This window comes from Asaia krungthepensis NRIC 0535 (assembly GCF_025995175.1).
GTDB classification, from domain to species: Bacteria; Pseudomonadota; Alphaproteobacteria; order Acetobacterales; family Acetobacteraceae; genus Asaia; species Asaia krungthepensis.
The window spans coordinates 67,390-86,436 of the sequence record NZ_BAPV01000005.1; the positions used below are offsets into that span (position 1 = coordinate 67,390).

Below are 19,047 nucleotides of genomic sequence, written 5' to 3' on the forward strand. Positions count from 1 at the left end.
AACAGGGTCACGCCTTGGTGAGACAATATTCCCCCAAAATGACGCAAACGCCGGATATACAAGACGAAAACGGTGCCAATTCTCACATCAATATGCACATGACGCGCCATAGGAATGAGACTATGTGGGTTATGTATCGCATAGCCCGAAGCACAGAATTCCGAGGTATCGCCATGGCTTCCGACGGACGCGAAGCGTTCTATCACGGCACCGACACTGATGGGCGGGCCATTCGACGTCCAATGTCACCGCATCTGGATATCTATCGTTTCCGCCTGTCCATGGCGCTTTCGATCGGCAATCGCATGGCGGGCGTCGCCTCGTCTCTCGGCGCCGGTCTGGCCGTCGCCTGGCTGGCCGCCCTCGCCCAGGGTCCGCGCGCCTTTGCGCGTGCCCAACGTGTGGCCACGCACCCGCTCGGTCGTCTGGTCTTTTTGGGCTGGGGCGTTGCCACGCTCTATCATTTCGTCGCCAGCATCCGTCATCTGATCTGGGATAGCGGTGCGCGCTTCGAGAAAAAGGAAATCGACGAGGATGGCAAACGCTCGGTCTTCGTGACCGCCGGGCTGTCGCTCACGCTGGCCACCGCTTTTGTCGCCCTCTCCCGTCGCCGCAGCAAGGGAACACGCGCATGAACCGCTCTTCCGACATGCGCACGCCCCTGGCGCGCGCCAAAGGGCTTGGGGGCATGGCCGATGGTGCCGAACACTGGACGGCCGAGCGCATCTCGGCGGTACTTCTCGGCCCACTTTCCATCTGGGGTGTCGCCCAGATCCTGCGTCTCGCCGGGCGAGACCGCGAGGCCATTCTGGCCTGGGCGGGACGCGTTCAGAATGCCGCCCCTCTGGGCCTGCTGATCGCACTGACTGCGCGCCATGCCCAGCTTGGGCTTGAGGTGGTGGCCTCCGATTACTCACGAGGCTGGCGGCGTTTCGGCCTGCGCCTGGTCATTCGTCTCAGCACCCTTCTTTTCGTGGCGCTCGGCTGTGCCTCGCTCGCCCGTATCCTCATCACCCGCCCGAAGGAGGGACGCTCATGAGCGCGGAATCCGCCAAGAAATACCGCATCGTCGATCACGCCTATGATGTCGTGGTGGTCGGTGCCGGGGGCTCGGGTCTGCGCGCCACGCTGGGCATGGGCGCAGGCGGTCTGCGCACGGCCTGCGTCACCAAGGTCTTCCCCACACGCAGCCACACCGTGGCGGCGCAGGGCGGTATCGGTGCCTCGCTGGGCAACATGTCCGAGGATAACTGGCGCTGGCACATGTACGACACCGTCAAGGGGTCTGACTGGCTGGGCGATCAGGACGCGATCGAGTTCATGTGCCGCGAGGCCGAAAGCGCCGTGATGGAGCTCGAGCATTTCGGCGTCCCCTTTTCGCGTACCGAAGACGGCAAGATCTATCAGCGTCCCTTCGGCGGCCATATGAGCGAATATGGCAAGGCCCCTGTGGCTCGCGCCTGCGCCGCCGCCGACCGTACCGGCCACGCCATCCTGCACACGCTGTATCAGCAATGCCTGAAGCATCGGGTCGACTTCTACGTCGAGTATTACGTACTCGACCTGATCATGGACGAGGCGGGCGCCTGTCGCGGCATCGTGGCCTGGTGCCTCGATGACGGCTCCATTCATCGCTTCAGCGCCAAGATGGTCGTGCTTGCAACCGGCGGTTACGGGCGTGCCTTCCAGAGCTGCACCTCGGCCCATTCCTGCACGGGTGATGGCGGCGGGCTGGCCATGCGCGCCGGTGTGCCGACCCAGGACATGGAATTCGTGCAATTCCACCCCACCGGTATTTTCCCGGCAGGGTGTCTGCTCACCGAGGGCTGTCGCGGTGAAGGCGGCTATCTGACCAACTCCGAGGGCGAGCGCTTCATGGAGCGCTACGCGCCGACCGCCAAGGATCTGGCCTCGCGCGATGTCGTGTCACGCGCCATGACCATCGAGATCAATGAAGGCCGTGGCTGTGGTCCCAAAAAGGACCATATCATGCTGCATCTGGAGCATCTTGGCCCGGAATTGCTGCATCAGCGCCTGCCCGGCATCTCAGAAACCGCGCGTATCTTCGCAGGCGTCGATGTGACCAAGGAGCCCGCACCGGTGCTGCCGACGGTCCATTACAATATGGGCGGCGTGCCGACTAATCTGCATGGCGAAGTGCTCCGCCCCACGGCCGAGAATCCCGAAGCCGTGGTACCCGGCCTCATGGCCGTGGGCGAAGCCGCCTGCGTTTCCGTGCATGGTGCCAACCGTCTCGGCACAAATTCATTGCTCGATCTCATCGTGTTCGGTCGCGCAGCGGGCAAGCGCGCCGCCGAGATCATCGACCCGAACGTGCCCGTGCCGCCTTTGCCGAAAAATGCCGGTGAGGCCATTCTCAAAGGCTTCGACAAGACACGTGAGGCTTCGGGAAAATTCACGGTGGCAGAGCTGCGCGAGCGTCTGCAGCGCATCATGCAGAGCCACGCAGCCGTCTTCCGCAACACCAAATCCCTTGCGGAGGGCTGTGACAAGATCCGCGAGCTCTGGAAAGACGCCCAGCATATGGGGCTGGCCGATCGCTCTCTGATCTGGAACAGCGACCTAATGGAAGCGCTCGAATTCTCGAATTTGCTAGCCAATGCCACGGTCACCATCGAAAGTGCCCATGCGCGTCATGAAACACGCGGCGCCCATGCGCATGACGATTACCCCGAACGAGATGACGAGCACTGGATGAAACATACCGTCTCCTATCTCGATAAGGATGGTGCGGTGAGCCTGCTCTACCGGCCGGTGCGGATGCAGACCCTGACCGATGATGTCGAGGTCTTCCCGCCCAAGAAACGTGTTTACTGAGGAGCCTCACCATGGTTGAACTCCGCCTGCCCAAAAACAGCACGACCCGCCCCGGCAAATTCTATCCGGCGCCGAAAGACGCCACGCGCAAGGCGACATTTCAGGTCTATCGCTGGTCGCCCGATGACGAGTCCAATCCGAGCCTCGACAGCTATGAACTCGATCTCGACAAGGTCGGGCCGATGGTTCTGGATGCGCTGCTCTATATCAAGGACCATATCGACGCGACGCTGACCTTCCGGCGCTCCTGCCGTGAGGGGATCTGCGGGTCATGCGCCATGAATATCGATGGCGAGAACACGCTGGCCTGCCTCAAGCCCATCAGTTCGATCAAGGGAACGGTCAAGATCAATCCGCTGCCGCATATGCCCGTGGTGAAGGATCTGGTGCCCAATCTGAACGGCGCCTATGCCCAGCTTGAATCTATCCAGCCCTGGCTGAAGAGCGACACCCCACCGCCGCCCGATACCGAACGCCTGCAGAGCGTGGAGGAGCGCGAAAAGCTCGATGGCATGTGGGAGTGCATTCTCTGCTTCTGCTGCAGCACGTCCTGCCCGTCTTATTGGTGGAATGGGGACCGCTATCTCGGCCCGGCCACATTGCTGGCCGCCAATCGCTGGATCATGGACAGCCGCGACGACCATACAGGCGAACGTCTGGAGGCCCTCGACGATTCCATGAAGCTCTATGGCTGCCGCACTATCATGAACTGCACCCAGACCTGCCCCAAGGGTCTGAACCCCGCCAAGGCCATTGCCAACATCAAGAAATTGCAGGTCGAGCGCGAATAGACACTCTCTCCGCGTGCAGATCAGGATAAAGAAAAGGCCGGGATTTTTTCCCGGCCTTTTCTGTTCCCATGCGTCTATTCGGCCAGGCGTGAGTTGCGCTCGACATAAGGGCGCGACACGATGGCGGCGAGCAACCCGCACGCTGCCGCTGCGGAAAGCCACAGGGCGGGCATGGCCCTGTCATGCGTGAAGGCAATCAGCCAGGTGCACACGACCGGGCTGAACCCGCCGATGCAGGTGGCCAGACTATAGGCCAGGGAGAAACCCGTCGTGCGAATACGCGTCGGCACGATCTCGGTCAGCCAGACGATCGCAGCCCCGTTATAGGCGCTGTAAAGGACCGCCAGCATCAGCTCGACACAGAGCAGCCTGCCGAAGCTCGGCGCGGTGTCCAGCCATTTCATCATCGGCCAGGCCAGACACAGAACAAGCATCGTTGCGCCGATCAGGAGTTTCTTGCGGCCAATCCTGTCTGAAGCGAAACCGAAGATCGGCACCAGTACGAGATTGGCCAATCCCGCGCAGAGCGTGACCAGAAGCGCATCCTGTCGTCCCAGGTGAAGCACCTGAGTACCGAAGGCGGGGCAATAGGCGGTAATCACATAAAACGAGACCGTGCTCATGACCCCGGTGAGAATACCGATCAGTCCCACATACCAGTTGCGGACCAGAGACACGGCAATCTCCCAGATACCGGGATGGGTCGTCTGGGAGGCAAAAGCCTCCGTCTCCTGCAGATTGCGTCGCAGGACGATCAGGACAGGCACGATCATGCAGCCGAAGACGAGCGGAATACGCCATCCCCAGACCGACATGGTATGACCGCCCAGAACGGATGTCAGCCCGAAGCCGATCGCCGCAGCCAGCACGACAGCGAGCTGGATGGAGGCGGACTGGAACGCCACGATGAACCCGCGATTTTTCTCCGTGGCGATTTCGGACAGATAGACGGAGCTCGATCCGACTTCGACCCCGGCAGAAAATCCCTGTATCAGACGCCCGAGCAGCACCAGCACGGGCGCCAGCATGCCGATCCTCTTGTAGCTGGGCGTCAGGGCGAGAGTCATGGTGCCGATCGCCATGAGTGTAAGGGTCAAAATGAGCCCTTTGCGACGCCCGATACGATCAACATAGGCGCCCAGCACCAGCGCGCCGAGGGGACGCATCACAAATCCCGCACCAAATGTCGCGAAGGAAGCCATCATCTGGATCTGCGCGTCGGCTATCGGAAAAAACGCTTTGCCGATATCGATCGCGTAATAGCCGAACACCATGAAATCGTACATTTCGAGCATGTTGCCGCTCGCCACCTGCCCGACGGCCCTTGCAAGACTCACGGGCTTTGAATCGGGTGGCGTGGCCTGCGCAATATTGCCCTGTCGCGTATCCATGTTGTGTTCTCGCCCTCTCGTTACCTGCCACGGGACACCCCGTTATTCCATTGGAACGGAATCATGATGGAGCCGACACTACAGGCAATCGAACGGAAGCCGAAAGAGCATCGCCAACAGCAAGGTCATGTTATCGCCAGCATAGAGGTGATAAAGCAGAACAACAGAAACGGGATTGTCCCACACTAGAGCGGCTTGTGCGCCTCATATTCGGTCATTAACGCCGCCAGACCATGCTGGCGCTTCGTCTTGAGCCGAGCAGCCACGAGAATTGCCTGCGCCTCGCGCACGGCGCGGTCCAGTTCAGCATTGATGATCACATGATCAAATTCGCTCCAATGCGAGATCTCGGCCAGAGCCGCACCCATACGCTTGTCGATTTCCGACTCCGCATCGGAAGCCCGTGAACGCAGACGCCTGTCGAGTTCCTTCATCGAAGGGGGCAGTACGAACAGGCTTACGACATCGTCGGGCAAAGCATCACGCAGCAGTCTGTGCCCCTGCCAATCGATATCGAACACCATGTCCCGCCCGGCGGCGAGGGCCGCCTCGACCGGCGCACGCGGCGTGCCATAGCCGCGACCGAAGACTTCGGCCCATTCCAGCAATTCACCTGCCGCAGCCATGTCACGAAACTGCTCCATGGTGCGGAAATGGTAGTGCACGCCCTCTTTCTCGCCGGGGCGCGGCGCGCGCGTGGTGACCGACACGGAATGAACAAGACTTGAATCACCGGCGCGCAGCGCATTGGCGATGGTCGATTTCCCAGCGCCGGAGGGGGCCGAAATCACGAGGCAGACGCCACGTCTTGCTACGGTCGTCATGTCACTCTCCCATTCAGGCTTGATCGACTGCGCTGAGCCATAACGGGTCGGGCCGCATTTGGGAACATGGGAGCGGCGGGGCCTTACGGAAGATGGGCGCCAATTAACGTTACATCCCGGCTCTCTTTCCGCCATAAAGCGCCTACACAGTTTGACACGATCAGGGCCCTTCGAGCCTCGATCCCCGGTTGCGCCACCCATGCCAGTGAGGCGGAGGCATCATGCAGGTCGTCGATGTGCAGAACAGGTTTGGCTGGGGCGCCCGCCTCGATGAAGCCCCTCCCCGTGAATGGCGTGCATGGCTTGCCGGGCAGATCGAAGGGCCGGACCGAGTCCTGTTTGAGGGAGTCGGCCCAAGTGCCGAAGGCCTGATAGCCTTGCGCAGCCAGAGACAGGACAAGCTGCGTGGCAACCCGCTGGTCAAGCCCATACTCCAGGCGGAACTGATCGCACAGCTTAGCGCCGTGCTGGAAAGCCCGCAGCCTTTTCGCGAGAGACTGGCCTGGTTCTGGTTCAACCACTTCACGGTCAGCCTGAAACAGGACAGGGTCAAATCCGTCGCGGGGGCCTATATGCGTGAGGCCATACGCCCCCATGTCACAGGGCGTTTCGTCGATATGCTTGTGGCTGTGATGCGCCATCCCGCCATGCTGATGTATCTCGACAACGTCGCCTCGGTCGGGCCGCAGAGCCCGGCCGGCCTGCGTCAGAACCGGGGTCTCAATGAAAACCTCGCGCGTGAGTGTCTGGAGCTGCACACGGTGTCGCCCGCGTCCGGGTATACCCAAGCGGATGTCACCTCGTTTGCCGCAATCCTGACCGGATGGGGCGTGGACATGAAGGCCGACACCCCTGGCTTCCGCTTCAATCCGCGCGCCCACCAGCCGGGTGACAAATCCCTCATGGGACAAAGTTTTCCCGAGGGTGAGGAAGGCGGCGTGGCGGCGCTGGCCTTCCTCGGCACCCACCCTGCCACCTATCGTCACATCGCGACGCAGATGCTGCGCCACTTCCTGACCGATACGCCCAGCCCCGGACAGATCGCCCTGCTTGTCGCGGCATTGCAGCGTAGCGACGGCAGTCTTCTCGCCGCCACCCATGCGCTGATCGATTGCGCGGCCACCGTACCGGCCGGGACGAAGCTGCGCACCCCCATGGAATATGCGGCGGCGGCACTGCGGGCATCCGGAATCGGGAGCACTCTGGATGGTCAGGCCGCCAATGCCCCGCACCCGCCCGCTTTGGCTCTGGCTTCGGCCTGCGGCGCGTTGGGCCAGCCCGTCTGGACCGCTCCCATGCCCAATGGATGGAGCGATCTCGCCTCGGACTGGTCGGCACCCTCTGACATGCTGGCGCGCACCGACTGGGCCTATCGTCTGGCGGGCGGACTGCATGACGCCAATCCCGAAGAACTGGCTCAGACCGCTCTTGGCAGCGCACTCCGCCCCGCCACGCGGCTGGCCATGCAGCATGCCGGCTCGCGGCGCGATGCACTCACTTTGCTTTTCTCCTCACCCGAATTCCAGAGGCGTTGACCCATGATGCTTCGTCGTCGCTCTGCCCTGCTCGGTCTGGCTGCAAGCTGGACCCTCGGTCGCTCTTCCCTTGCACTGGCCGCTCCCTCCCTGCGCCGGGACGATCCGCGCTTCGTGGTCATCCTGATGCGCGGCGCACTGGATGGCATGGCTGCGGTCACGCCCTATGGCGATCCGGGGCTCATGGCCCTGAGGCGCGCCCTCGTCCTGCCCGAGCCCGGTCAGGAAGGAGGGCTGCTCGATCTGGGCGGGTATTTCGGTCTGCACCCTGCATTGGCGGGGCTGCATGCGCTCTATGGCCAGGGGCAGATGCTGCCCGTCCATGCGGTGGCCGCGCCCTATCGCACGCGCTCGCATTTCGACGCGCAGGATTATCTGGAGAGCGGGGCCGATCATCGTCTGACGAGCGGCTGGCTCAACCGCGCCGTGTCGGCCCTGCCGGGGCAGAATGCCCGTCCGGAAGGGCTGGGTCTGGCGCTCGGTCTCGATGTGCCGCTTCTCCTGCGCGGCCCGGCGCGGATCGGCAGCTATGCCCCGGCTGGAAGCCAGCACCCGAGCGATGCGCTGTACCAGCAGATCGCCCAGCTCAACACGCATGACCCCCTGACCGGTCCTGCCTTTCGTAACGGGTTGCAGGCACGCGGCTTTTCGGACACGGCTCTGGCGACAGCACCGGGCGAGAATGCCACCATGACGGGCGCTCCCGGGCCGGGCGGCGCACCTTCCATGGGGCAGGCTAATAATAGGCAGGATGGGTTTACCCGCCTCGCCTCGGCAGCGGGGGTGATGCTCGCGCAGCCCGACGGACCGCGCGTGGCGGCGCTGGAGATCGGCGGCTGGGACACCCATGCCGGGCAGATCGCTGCCCTGCGCTCGCCGCTCTCGCGCCTCGATGCCGGTATCGCGGCGCTCCGTGACGGGCTTGGCGATGCGTGGTCGCACAGCGTGGTTCTGGCCATGACCGAATTCGGGCGCACGGCGCGCATGAACGGCACAGGCGGCACCGACCATGGCACAGGCGCCGTGGCGTTTCTCGCGGGTGGCGCGGTGAAAGGGGGACGCGTAGCCGGGACCTGGCCAGGGCTGCGCCAAAGCCAGCTATTCGACAATCGCGACCTTGCCCCCACCACCGATCTGCGGAGTGTGATCGCCTCGGTGCTCTGCGATCACCTGCATATGCCGCGCTCTGCCTTGGGCAGGGTCTTCCCCGACGGCGCCCCGTCGCCTCAGGCGGGTCTGGTCGCCGCCTGAAGAACGCCCGTGACGATCAGGGGATGATCTTGCGCGCACGCAGCAGGGAGAAGAGATCGCCAAACGAGACCCGCGTGTCACGATATCCCGTAAAGCCGAATGCACGACTTTTGCTCATATCGGTCACGCATTCGATGGGTCGCCCCAGATCGGCATCGGTATGCCAGGGTGACGCCACACGGCCGAGATCGCTTTCTGCAAGACCATGACGCTGCGCCAACTCGGCCCAGACTCCCTCTTTCCCGGCCAGCATGGCCTCGAGTGAGCTCGCCTGGCCCGGATAGGGCGCGGCCTCGATGCCGAACCAGGCAGCGATCTCAGACCAGAGCGTACTCCAGCGGAACACATCGCCATTGACGATATTGAACGCCTCGTTTCGCCCCGCGGGGCTGGTTGCGGCCCAGTGAATCTGACTCGCCAGCTGACGCGCATCGGTCACATCGGTCAGGGCGGACCATTGGACGGGCGAGCCCGGAAACACGAAGGGCATGCCGGTTTCGCGGCAGAGCGACGCATAGACGGCCAGGGTCGTGCCCATATTCATCAGATTGCCCAGAGCAAAGCCGATGATCGTATGGGGCCGATGGACCGACCAGGCAAAACCGTGACGCGCCGCCGCGTCGAACAGCACATCCTCCTGGGCGTAGTAGAAATTCTCACCGTCCAGACGACCCATGCTTTCCCGGAACGGCGTGACCGGCGGCGCCCCTTTGGCATAGGCGTCGAACGGGCCGAGATAATGCTTGAGACCGGTGACGAGGCTGGCATGGACCAGCTTTTCTGGATGGGGCAAGGCCTCGAACACGTTGGCCAGCATGGCCGCATTGGCGATGCAGTTCTCGCGTTCGGTGCTGCGCCGCGTCCAGGTGGTGAAGAACACATGGCTCGGCGTCAGCCCGGCCAGCGCCTCACGCAGCGAGGCAGGATCGAGCGTGTCGGCCTGCACCGGCAGGATCGTATCAGGCAGCGATTCCACACGGCGCGCGAGCCCGTGAACGGTCCAGCCTTCCGCCAGCAACCGGTTGGCGAGATTTTGTCCGACGAGACCCGTCGCACCGATGATCAGGGCAGTCTGGGGCATGGTGGCCTCCTTGTCTCAATTGTGCTGGTGAAGCTGGCCATAACCGCTCAGAAAGGACAATCCGGCACTATTTTGTGCCCTGGGTACCAAAAGGGAACCATGATGGCCGATTGCATCCTGCCTGCCGAAACCGACGCCGATGATCCCATCGTCGCGTCATCGGACCTGCCCGCTCTGCCTGAAGCTCTGAAACAGGCCCCTTTCACCGAAGATTGCGCGCCACGCCGCCTTCTGCGCCTCTTCTCCGGCAAATGGATCACCATGATCCTGCACGCCATCCATCTGATGGGGGGCAGCGCCCGGCCCGGCGCGCTACAGCGCAACATCCCTGGCCTGTCGAAAAAGATGATGACACAGACCCTGCGTGAATTGCAGGAGCGCGGGCTGATCGCACGCGTGGTGCTCGAAATCATGCCCCCCCGCGTCGAATACCGCCTGACCCCGCTCGGCCAACGCTTCATCGAGCCGATCGAGCTGCTTTATCGGTGGGGCGCCCATCATGCGGAGCTGCTGGACAAGCTCGACTAAGGTTTCTCGGAAGTTTCACATTGTTTCTGACCGCGTAACGATAAAGACCCGTTCGACCTTCACAACGATCCGGGCCTTGTCGTTTCATGCTTCGTCCTTCCAGGCTTGCCCTGCCCTGCTTCATCGCGCTCGCCGTCCTTTCCGCGCGCGGCGAGAGGGCGCTTGCACAAAGCGTTTCCTCCACCCCCTCCGGCAAGGCGACGAAAAAGCCAGCCTCTCATACCCCCCGCGCGCCATCGGCTCTCCGTGAGACCGACGCCGCCTCGAAACCAAACAGTGAGTCCATCGTCGTCGCGGAGAAACGCTCGCGCTCCCAGCTAAGCGTGGGTCAGACCGCGATCAGCCGCCAACTGCCGGGTACCTCACCGCTTCAGGCCCTGCAGATCCTGCCGGGCGTGGTCTATACGACGGCCGATCCGTGGGGCGCGACGGAACAGAACGCCGCACTCTATATCCACGGTTTCGCGCAGAGCCAGCTCGGCTTCACCATGGATGGTATCCCGCTGGGCGATCAGACCTATAACAACTATAATGGCCTCTCTCCCCAGCGCGCCATCGCCAGTGAAAACGTCTCGCGCGTTTCTCTCTCCTCGGGTGCGGGCGATCTTAGCACGGCCTCGACCAGCAATCTGGGAGGGACGATCCAGACCCTGTCGAGCGATCCGGAAAAACAGCGAGGCGGCCAGATCGAGCAGAGCTTCGGCAGCTATGCGGCGTTTCGCACCTTCGTGCGCCTCGATACCGGGACGTTCGGCCATGAGAACCGGGCCTATATCAGCTATCTGCGTCAGGATGCCCGCGCCTGGGATTATCACGAGCATCAGGGCGGCCAGCAGGTCAATCTGAAGTTCCTGCATGATGGCAAGCGCGATCGGATCACGGTCTATCTGGACTGGATGGACAAGGCAGAAGGCAATGAAGATGCCGTGGTGCTTCCCTCCACGCTCTATACACGCCCCTCTTTCTATCCCGATCTCGACCAGGCCATGGCGTATCTCGATGCCAGTGGCACCCCTCCCAAGGCAGCAGGGCTCAATTTCCGCGATTACGCCAGCACCGCGCTGCGTCAGGATTTCCTCGGCTATATTCGCGACGAGCACCATTTTTCCGACCGCCTGACGCTCACCACGACAGTGTATGGCCACCGGGACGCCTCGGCGGGTGTGGTCACGACGCCGGTCGGCGCTTCCGGCATTTCGAAAATCCTGACCGCCTATTATCCGGGTCAGGACATACGCAGCCTGTTCGGCGGGTCCGGCTATACCAATCGCACTACCGAATACGGCATCACGCGTGAAGGCGCGATGACGGCCCTCGCCTATCATCTTGGCCATCATGACATCGAGCTTGGCGGCTGGTACGAGCGCAATGTGAACACGTTCGAACGGCGCTGGTATCCCTTCTCGGCGACGAACCCGCTCTCGCCGTACAAAAGACCCACTGACCCGCTGATCAATCAGTTTGCCAATGATTTCCAGACCAACACATTCCAGACCCATATCCAGGATCGCTGGGCCGTCACGCGAGCGTTGAGCCTTCAGGCCGGGTTCAAATCGAGCCTGCAATATACCAATGGGCGTCTTACCGTGCCGGGGCTTCCCGCCTCTCTGTCTCCTGCTGGCTCGACAACGGCGTCAGGCGGCCAGATCGACGCGACAGAGGCATTCCTGCCAAGCTTCGGAGCCGTCTGGCGCCTCGGGCCGCATGACCAGCTTTTCGCCAATATCCAGAAAAACATGCGGGGCTATCAGGCGCTGGGCTATGGCTATGCCACGCCCTGGGGCATCCCGAGCCAGGCCGGTTTCGAGAACTTCCGGCGTACGGGACACCCCGAGACGTCATGGACCTATGAAACGGGTTGGCGTTTCAATCATCCGCTCACCCGCTCGCCCGCCCTCAGCATCGATGGCCAGCTCTCCTATTACCATGTGGATTTCTCGAACCGTCTGCTCACGGTCAGTTCCTCGCCACAGATCACGAGCCTGACCGGTGCGGCATCGCTTCTGGAAAATGTGGGCGGCGTGACCACCAATGGCGCCGATGCCGAATTCACCCTGCATCTGCCCTGGCATCTCTCACTCTACGACGCCGCCTCCTATAACCGCTCGACCTATGACAATAACTACCAGTCCGGCAGTGCCGTCGTGGCAACAGCGGGCAAATATGTGGTGGCAGTGCCGGAATGGATGAACAAGTTCATCTTCGCCTATAGTCATGACGGGTTTTATGCCCAGTTGACGGGCGACTATATCGGCAGGCGCTATGCCACCTATCTGAACGATCTCTCGGTCACGCCCATGACCCTGTTCGGCTTCAGCAGCGGCTACACGCTGCATCATCTGCCGGTTCTGCGCGATGCCAGCGTTCAGTTCACGATCACCAATCTGACGAATACGCGCAACTGGTCGACCATTCTGGCCACCAACGCCTCCAAGCAGTTCACCGCCTACCCGCAGGCGCCAAGACAGTTTTTCCTGACGTTCACAGGGCATTTCTAAGCGCCGGTCCGGCGCTATCGGGACCGGCATGCCCGGTCCCGAGAACAGAAAGTCAGCGCCCGACCAACGCCATGAGACTGGCGGGGTAGCGGTCACCCACCACATCGATCCGGGCGAGAGCTTCATCGATCGCAGTGCGCTCATCAGAGGTGAGCGGATGGGCCGCTCCGCCCAGATTTTCCTCCAGCCGTGTCAGACTGCGTGTACCGGGGATCGGCACGATCCAGGGTTTCTGCGCCAGCAACCATGCCAGGGCGATCTGTGCCGGCGTGGCCTGACGCTCAGCCGCAATGGTTTCGAGCTGAGCGATCAGAGCGCGATTGGCCTCCAGCGCTTCAGGCGCAAAGCGTGGCACACGCTTGCGAAAATCCTCGTCGCTGAATTGCGTGGCAGTATCGATCTTGCCGGTCAGGAACCCCTTGCCCAGCGGGCTGAACGGCACGAACCCAATCCCGAGTTCCTCGAGCAGCGGCAGGATTTCCTGCTCCGGCTCGCGCCACCAGAGCGAATACTCGCTTTGCAGCGCCGCCACGGGCTGCACCGCATGCGCCTTGCGGATGGACCCCGCCCCGGCTTCGGACAGGCCGAAATGACGGACCTTGCCCTCCCAGATAAGCTCCTTGACGGCACCGGCCACGTCTTCCATCGGCACGTCGGGATCGACGCGATGCTGATAGAACAGATCGATCACATCGGTACGCAGGCGCTTGAGGGACTCCTCTGCCACCTGTCGGATGCGCGATGGGTGGCTGTCCAGCCCGTCAGCGGGACGCCCGTTGCGAAACCCGAATTTGGTGGCAATCACCACCTCCTTGCGAAAAGGCGCCAGCGCCTCACCCAGCAGGGTTTCATTGTCACCCGGCCCATAGGCCTCGGCCGTGTCGAAGAACGTCACGCCACGCTCATAGGCCCCCCGCAGGAAAGCCACGGCGCGGTCATGCTCCTCGGCCGGCCCGTAGCCGAAGCTGAGCCCCATGCAGCCCAGACCGAGCGCCGAAACCTCGAGTCCGCCTTGTCCCAGAATACGCTTTTCCATGTCCTGTCTCCGTCTCACGGGTTCTTTGGGAGAGGCACGGGGCACCCGGCCTCTCTGATCGCTGGCTACGGCGTCGCGCTCAGCGGCTGTATTCCGTGTCGCTCACCTTCTCCAACCAGGTGGTCGAAACACCCTCCACGCTCTCGGTGATGGCGATATGGCTCATCGCGCACTGGCTCGAAGCGCCATGCCAGTGCTTTTCTCCCGGTTCGAAAAAAACGATATCACCGGGACGCACTTCGTTGATTGCCTCACCGTCGCGCTGCACCCATCCCAGTCCGGAGACGATGAGAATGGTCTGCCCGGCCGGATGACTGTGCCATGCCGTGCGTGCGCCAGGCTCGAATGTGACCGTGGCGCAGGCCAACGCCCCACTGCCGGTAAAGGGCGCATCGATGCGGACCCTGCCAGTGAACCATTCTTCCTTGCCCTGAACCGAGGCCGTGCTTCCTGCGCGTGTGATTTTCATCGTCGTCACTCCTGTTGCTCCGGCCCAAAGGGCCGTTTTTCCTACAAAACCATTCTCGCCATTCTGCGATAAGCGCCTATATTCGGCACGCAGCCATATCGGGAATTCATCAATGCGCCGCGACGAGCTGGTCGATCTGAACGCCTTTCTTGCCGTTGCGGAGGAGCAGAGTTTCACCCGCGCCGCGGCCCGGCTCGGCACCTCGCAATCAGCCCTGAGTCATACCGTCAGACGCCTTGAAACCCGTCTTGGCGTGCGCCTGCTGACCCGCACCACGCGACGCGTCTCGGCAACCGAGGCCGGTGAGCGCCTGCTTCAGACCCTGGTTCCCGCGCTGGACAGCATTGCGGGTGAAATCGCCTCGCTGAGCGAACTCTCCGAGCGTCCGTCAGGGACGATCAGACTGACCGCCTCCGAACATGCTGCACAGACCCTGATCTGGCCCGCGTTGAAACGCCTCTTGCCGGATTACCCCGATATCGAGGTCGAACTCGCCATCGATTCAGGCCTGACCGATATCGTGGCAGAACGTTTCGATGCGGGGGTAAGGCTGGAGGAGACGATCGCGAGGGACATGATCGCCGTGCCGATTGGACCGCCGCTACGCATGGCGGTCGTGGGCGCGCCCGACTATTTTGCACGCTACCCGTGCCCACGGTCGCCGCAGGACCTTTCCGCCCATCAGTGCCTCAAGCTGCGCATGTCCAGTTCTGGCGCCATCTATGCCTGGGAACTGGAAAAAGGACGACGCAGTCTGCGCGTACGTCCTGAAGGCCCCCTGACAATCAATAATGCCGCCATGCTTCGCCAGGCCGCGCTCGATGGATTTGGTCTTGCCTGCGTGATGGAAGACCAGATCATGGACCATGTGGCGGCTGGAAGGCTCGTGCGCGTGCTGGAGGATTGGTGCCCCCCCTTCCCCGGTTACCATCTCTATTACCCGAGCCGACGCAATGCCTCGGCCGCGTTTCGCATTCTCGTTGAGGCCCTGCGCTATCGCGGCTGATCCCCGTCCCATCGCCCCAAACGTGGAATGAGGATCGGGGGACCGAGATCAGTATTGCTGTGCCGTGGGGCGGAAGAGGATTTCGTTGATATCAACCTCCTCCGGCTGGCTCATGGCGAACACCACGCAGGACGCAAAGGATTCAGGCGGGATCGCATAATTCTCGTAGAATTCCTTCATCGAGCGGGCCGTGTCCTCATCGGTCACGCTGTTGGGGAGTTCCGTTGCGACCGCCCCCGGGGAGATGATGGTCGTGCGGATATTATAGGGTTTGACTTCCTGTCTCAGCCCCTCGGACACGACGCGCACAGCACTCTTCGTTGCTGAATAGACAGCGCCGCCCGGCCCGACCTTGTGCCCCGCCACGGAAGAGACATTGATGATATGACCGCTCTTCTGCTTCTGCATCTGGGGAAGGACGGCGGCAATGCCATAGAGCGTACCCTTGAGATTGACGTCGATCATGCGATCCCAATCCTCGATACGGCGCTTTTCGAGCGGAGAATGCGGCATGAGTCCGGCATTGTTGATCAGCACGTCCACCCTTCCATGCAGGGCGATGGCGTGATCGACGAGCGCCTGCACCTGCGCGCTGTCGCTGACATCGGTCTTCCTGACGGCATCACGCCCGATCGACAGATCATCGGCGAGTGTCTCGAGACGGTCGAGACGACGCGCACCGAGAACGAGCTTCGCCCCTTCAGCCGCAAGACGACGCGCAACCGCCTTGCCCAGCCCGCTGCTTGCGCCGGTTACAACCACCACTTTCCCTGCAATCTGTGCGCTCATGATGCTGCGTCCTTCCTGTCCTCGAAAATCTGTCTGGCGAGCGCGAGCGCCGAAGACGCTGTGGGCCAGCCGGAATAAAATGCGAGATGGGTGATGATCTCGATGATTTCCTCCCGGGTCACACCGGTATCGAGAGCCTTGCGCAGATGAAAACCGAGCTCATTGCCGCGATAAAGCACAATCAGACAGGTTATGGTGATCATGCAACGATCGCGCTGGGACAGGCCAGGCCGGGCCCAGACCTCATCGAAAAGCACCGTATCGGTATAGCGGGCCAGATCCGGGGCGATATCGCCGAACGCCTGACGTGCCGTGGTGGATGGTTCAGCCATGATCAGGCCCTTCCCCTCTTTCTGTGGAACGTGAAGGACCATAGCCTCGGCCGGACGCACCCGATTAGATCATGAATTCAGCATGGGCTTATGCGGGGCATTCATGAAACCCCTCGTGCCGATTAAGGGCAGATATGCTCCGTCACCAGTATCCACCTCTCCCGGCTTATGCCCTGAGACCAAGGGAAGACACGGTTGCTTGCCCTCGGTCAGTACCGACAGGACAAGGGTGTCGCGCGTAGAGAAAAAACTGCCATTGCCCCGGCTTTCATTTCGACACCTCTGGTTATTCGTTCCCAGCCCCAATCGCCGCAGCCGGTTGCAGGATACATCTCAAAACGCGCGAGGCGTCTTGGAGGGGCGGACGGGACGTGAAGGATAGTCTCAGCCACTCAAGCATCAGCCCTCAGACGGAAGCCAACACTCCGGCGAAACACGACTGGATTGCCGCGCGCCCTCGCGTGACGGCAGCCAGAGGTGGTGCCAGTGCCGGGTCCTGTTCAGCCTCGACGACCATCCAGCCCCGATAACCACTCTGAACCACGAATTGCGCGAGGGGCGAAAAGTCGATGCATCCATCACCCGGCACCGTGAACATGCCAGCGCGCACGGCAGCGTTGAAACTCATGTCCTGGCCCCGTACCCGCTCCAGAATGGCCGGGCGCACATCCTTCAGATGGATATGGCAGATACGTGCCCCGTAGCGGTCGATCAGCCGTCGGTAATCGAACCCGGCGGCCATGGCATGACCTGTGTCCAGAAGCAGCCCCGTCTCGACCGACAGCGCATCGAAAAGTGCACGGATCTCCTGCAAATTCTCGGCCACCATCATCAGATGGTGATGATACGCCAGTCTCACCCCATATCGGGCCCGCAGCAGGGCATCGAACGCGCTCAGCCGATGCGCATAGGTTTTCATTGCCTCGCGATCCAGTACCGCCCGTCGCGACATCGGCTCATCCAGGGGGGCCGCAGACGGCGTCATGGCCCCGCACTCGCCATACACCATGGTCTGGCATCCCAATGCGCGCAGAAGCTGGGCGTGGCTTGCCACATCTTCCCACTCTTCCTCGACGCTCCGCTCCGCAAGGCGGCCTGAATACCAGCCCGAGGCCAGAGAGAGGTGATGCGCCTCAAGAATGGGCGCCAGTTCCGAAACCGTGCGCGGATATTTCCGGCCAAGCTCCGTTCCCTCATATCCGGCTTCCGCCATCTCGCTCAGGCAACGCGCCAGGGGTGTATCGTCCCCCAAATCCTCCAGAACGTCATTCGTCCAGGAGAGCGGACTGCACCCCAGCCTCACACCCTCGGGCATCCCACCCTTTCCGGTTCTCGATCCCATCATTTCACTCCTGCCCCGCATCCGGGTCTCGCGCGACATCCTCGTCTGGCACCTGTCGCTGCCACGCCGACCGGACGGCCGCGCCGTCTGTCCTGAAGCGACGCTATGAAGGGAAGAGGCAGGGAGCGCGCACAGAATTGATGTGTTCGCATCAATGGAATGAGATAGATCACATGAAGAAGATCACATTCCCGTTGGGAGCGTCATGTCGCAGCGTGCCACGATACAGGATATTGCCCGTTACTCCGGTGTCTCGACCGCCACGGTCGACCGCGTCATCAACGGACGCGGTGGCGTACGACTCGACAAGGAGCGTGTCGTCCTCGAAGCGGCAAGGGAGCTTGGAGACGGGCGTCGTCTGGTAGCGCTCCACGCCCGGCTGGCCCGCATTGCCGTTGTGACCCAACCCCCCGGCAACCCGTTTCATGCGGCCTTGCAGGAGGCCTTTCGCACCATCATGCCCGCCTATCGCGAGCAGAACATCGCCTGTTTCGAGCACCATGCCGCCATCAGCCAGCCGGAACGCGCCGCTTCCCTCATTCGCGCGCTTGCACGCGATTATGACGGGCTGATCCTCTGTCTGCCCGACCATCCCTCGATCCGTCAGGCCGTGACCGATACCGGTCGCAAACTTCCGATCATCACCATTGCCTCCGACATCACCGCCTCCGAGCGTCTCGCCTATATCGGCTCGGATAACCATCGTGCAGGCCGGATTGCTGCCGACATGATGGGGCGGTTGCTCGGCCCCCGCTCAGGGCGGGTCGCGCTGATTGCCGGCACGATGCATTATATCGGCCATCAACAGCGCTATGCCGGCTTCATGGAAGCCCTAGACGAACGCTATGCCGCCCTGAGCGCCACCCCCGCCCTGGAATGCCTTGAAAACGACGACCGCGCCGCCGACGCCGTGCACGCCTTGCTTCATGAGCATCGCGACATAGTGGGCATCTACCATTTCTCTACCGGCGCCGACGCCATCGCAAGCCTCCTCGAAAAACTGGGCATGGCCGACAAGCTGATCTTCATCACACACGAGCTCACCCCCCATCGCGCCAGCCTGCTGCGCTCCGGCATGATCGACCTGATCCTGGACCAGAATCCTATGCTCGAAGCCCGTACCGCGCTCTCAACTCTCAGCCACCATCTCGGCCGCAGCCCCGCCCCCCTCGACGGCCCCCTTATCCCCCTCTCAGTGCATACACGCGAGACGGTCTGACCCCGCGCCCTGCGAAGGCTCCCTGCTGCAAGAACCTCCCTCCATGGGGCTCCGCCCCATACCCCGCCAAAGGACGGTCGTCCTTTGGAAACCTGTTTGACTAATCCGGGATGAAAG

Annotated in this window: 18 protein-coding genes; 10 read left to right on the forward strand and 8 right to left on the reverse strand. The window is 62.2% G+C overall.

From position 1 onward, the window contains the following. Positions 1–173: 173 nt before the first annotated feature. From sdhC to AA0535_RS04880, 4 genes are read left to right on the forward strand one after another with little or no spacing between them, the layout of a single operon-like run. Positions 174–635, forward strand: coding sequence for a succinate dehydrogenase, cytochrome b556 subunit (sdhC, locus tag AA0535_RS04865; protein ID WP_264814780.1), 462 nt, complete (start codon positions 174–176; stop codon positions 633–635). Further along, entirely contained in the window at positions 632–1,039 is a 408-nt protein-coding gene (gene sdhD, locus AA0535_RS04870; RefSeq protein WP_127103624.1) for a succinate dehydrogenase, hydrophobic membrane anchor protein, read from the forward strand. The genes sdhC and sdhD overlap by 4 nt, the downstream gene beginning before the upstream one ends. Then, positions 1,036–2,838: a succinate dehydrogenase flavoprotein subunit gene (sdhA, locus tag AA0535_RS04875; protein WP_264814781.1), complete on the forward strand. Its 1,803-nt coding sequence runs from the start codon at positions 1,036–1,038 to the stop codon at positions 2,836–2,838. Before sdhD ends, sdhA begins: the two co-directional genes overlap by 4 nt. An 11-nt stretch (positions 2,839–2,849) precedes the next feature. Further along, positions 2,850–3,629: a succinate dehydrogenase iron-sulfur subunit gene (locus AA0535_RS04880; RefSeq protein ID WP_264814783.1), complete on the forward strand. Its 780-nt coding sequence runs from the start codon at positions 2,850–2,852 to the stop codon at positions 3,627–3,629. Between the two features lie 74 nt (positions 3,630–3,703). Here AA0535_RS04880 and tcuC read toward each other — a convergent pair whose 3' ends face one another. After that, a complete protein-coding gene (gene tcuC, locus AA0535_RS04885; protein ID WP_264814785.1) occupies positions 3,704–5,020 on the reverse strand; it encodes a tricarballylate/proton symporter TcuC in 1,317 nt (438 codons plus the stop codon). Positions 5,021–5,205: 185 nt separating this feature from the next. After that, positions 5,206–5,844, reverse strand: a complete 639-nt coding sequence (gene gmk / locus AA0535_RS04890; protein WP_264814786.1) for a guanylate kinase — start codon at positions 5,842–5,844, stop codon at positions 5,206–5,208. A 221-nt stretch (positions 5,845–6,065) separates the two neighbouring features. On the opposite strand from gmk, the gene AA0535_RS04895 reads away from it, so the two are divergent. After that, the gene (locus tag AA0535_RS04895; RefSeq protein WP_264814788.1) at positions 6,066–7,379 is read left to right on the forward strand and encodes a DUF1800 domain-containing protein; all 1,314 of its coding nucleotides are present in this window, start codon (positions 6,066–6,068) and stop codon (positions 7,377–7,379) included. 3 nt (positions 7,380–7,382) lie between these two features. Beyond that, positions 7,383–8,630, forward strand: coding sequence for a DUF1501 domain-containing protein (locus AA0535_RS04900; RefSeq protein ID WP_264814789.1), 1,248 nt, complete (start codon positions 7,383–7,385; stop codon positions 8,628–8,630). Between the two features lie 16 nt (positions 8,631–8,646). On the opposite strand, the gene AA0535_RS04905 is transcribed toward AA0535_RS04900, so the two are convergent. Next, a complete protein-coding gene (locus AA0535_RS04905; protein WP_264814790.1) occupies positions 8,647–9,711 on the reverse strand; it encodes an SDR family oxidoreductase in 1,065 nt (354 codons plus the stop codon). Positions 9,712–9,810: 99 nt separating this feature from the next. On the opposite strand from AA0535_RS04905, the gene AA0535_RS04910 reads away from it, so the two are divergent. Continuing rightward, positions 9,811–10,239 carry a winged helix-turn-helix transcriptional regulator gene (locus AA0535_RS04910; RefSeq protein ID WP_306310218.1) on the forward strand — a complete coding sequence of 143 codons (429 nt, stop codon included), beginning with the start codon at positions 9,811–9,813 and terminating at the stop codon, positions 10,237–10,239. An 86-nt stretch (positions 10,240–10,325) separates the two neighbouring features. Beyond that, complete coding sequence (locus AA0535_RS04915; RefSeq protein WP_264814792.1) at positions 10,326–12,737, forward strand: TonB-dependent receptor; 2,412 nt, start codon at positions 10,326–10,328, stop codon at positions 12,735–12,737. 52 nt (positions 12,738–12,789) lie between these two features. Here the strand turns inward: AA0535_RS04915 and AA0535_RS04920 are convergent, their stop codons facing one another. Then, on the reverse strand, positions 12,790–13,773 hold the full coding sequence (locus tag AA0535_RS04920; RefSeq protein ID WP_264814794.1) for an aldo/keto reductase: 984 nt from the start codon (positions 13,771–13,773) through the stop codon (positions 12,790–12,792). A gap of 79 nt (positions 13,774–13,852) precedes the next feature. After that, on the reverse strand, positions 13,853–14,242 hold the full coding sequence (locus AA0535_RS04925; protein WP_264814795.1) for a (R)-mandelonitrile lyase: 390 nt from the start codon (positions 14,240–14,242) through the stop codon (positions 13,853–13,855). A 112-nt stretch (positions 14,243–14,354) separates the two neighbouring features. Here AA0535_RS04925 and AA0535_RS04930 point away from each other — a divergent pair, with 112 nt between their 5' ends. Next, positions 14,355–15,248, forward strand: coding sequence for a LysR family transcriptional regulator (locus tag AA0535_RS04930; RefSeq protein WP_127103332.1), 894 nt, complete (start codon positions 14,355–14,357; stop codon positions 15,246–15,248). Positions 15,249–15,296: 48 nt separating this feature from the next. On the opposite strand, the gene AA0535_RS04935 is transcribed toward AA0535_RS04930, so the two are convergent. From AA0535_RS04935 to iolE, 3 genes are all read right to left on the reverse strand, one after another. Next, positions 15,297–16,037: an SDR family oxidoreductase gene (locus tag AA0535_RS04935; protein WP_264814796.1), complete on the reverse strand. Its 741-nt coding sequence runs from the start codon at positions 16,035–16,037 to the stop codon at positions 15,297–15,299. Beyond that, positions 16,034–16,369 (reverse strand): carboxymuconolactone decarboxylase family protein, encoded by a 336-nt coding sequence (locus tag AA0535_RS04940; RefSeq protein ID WP_264814797.1) that lies wholly within the window; start codon positions 16,367–16,369, stop codon positions 16,034–16,036. The genes AA0535_RS04935 and AA0535_RS04940 overlap by 4 nt, the downstream gene beginning before the upstream one ends. Before the next feature lie 406 nt (positions 16,370–16,775). Then, positions 16,776–17,714, reverse strand: a complete 939-nt coding sequence (iolE, locus tag AA0535_RS04945) for a myo-inosose-2 dehydratase (RefSeq protein WP_264814798.1) — start codon at positions 17,712–17,714, stop codon at positions 16,776–16,778. Between the two features lie 202 nt (positions 17,715–17,916). Here iolE and AA0535_RS04950 point away from each other — a divergent pair, with 202 nt between their 5' ends. Next, positions 17,917–18,930, forward strand: a complete 1,014-nt coding sequence (locus AA0535_RS04950) for a LacI family DNA-binding transcriptional regulator (RefSeq protein WP_264814799.1) — start codon at positions 17,917–17,919, stop codon at positions 18,928–18,930. Positions 18,931–19,047: the final 117 nt, after the last annotated feature.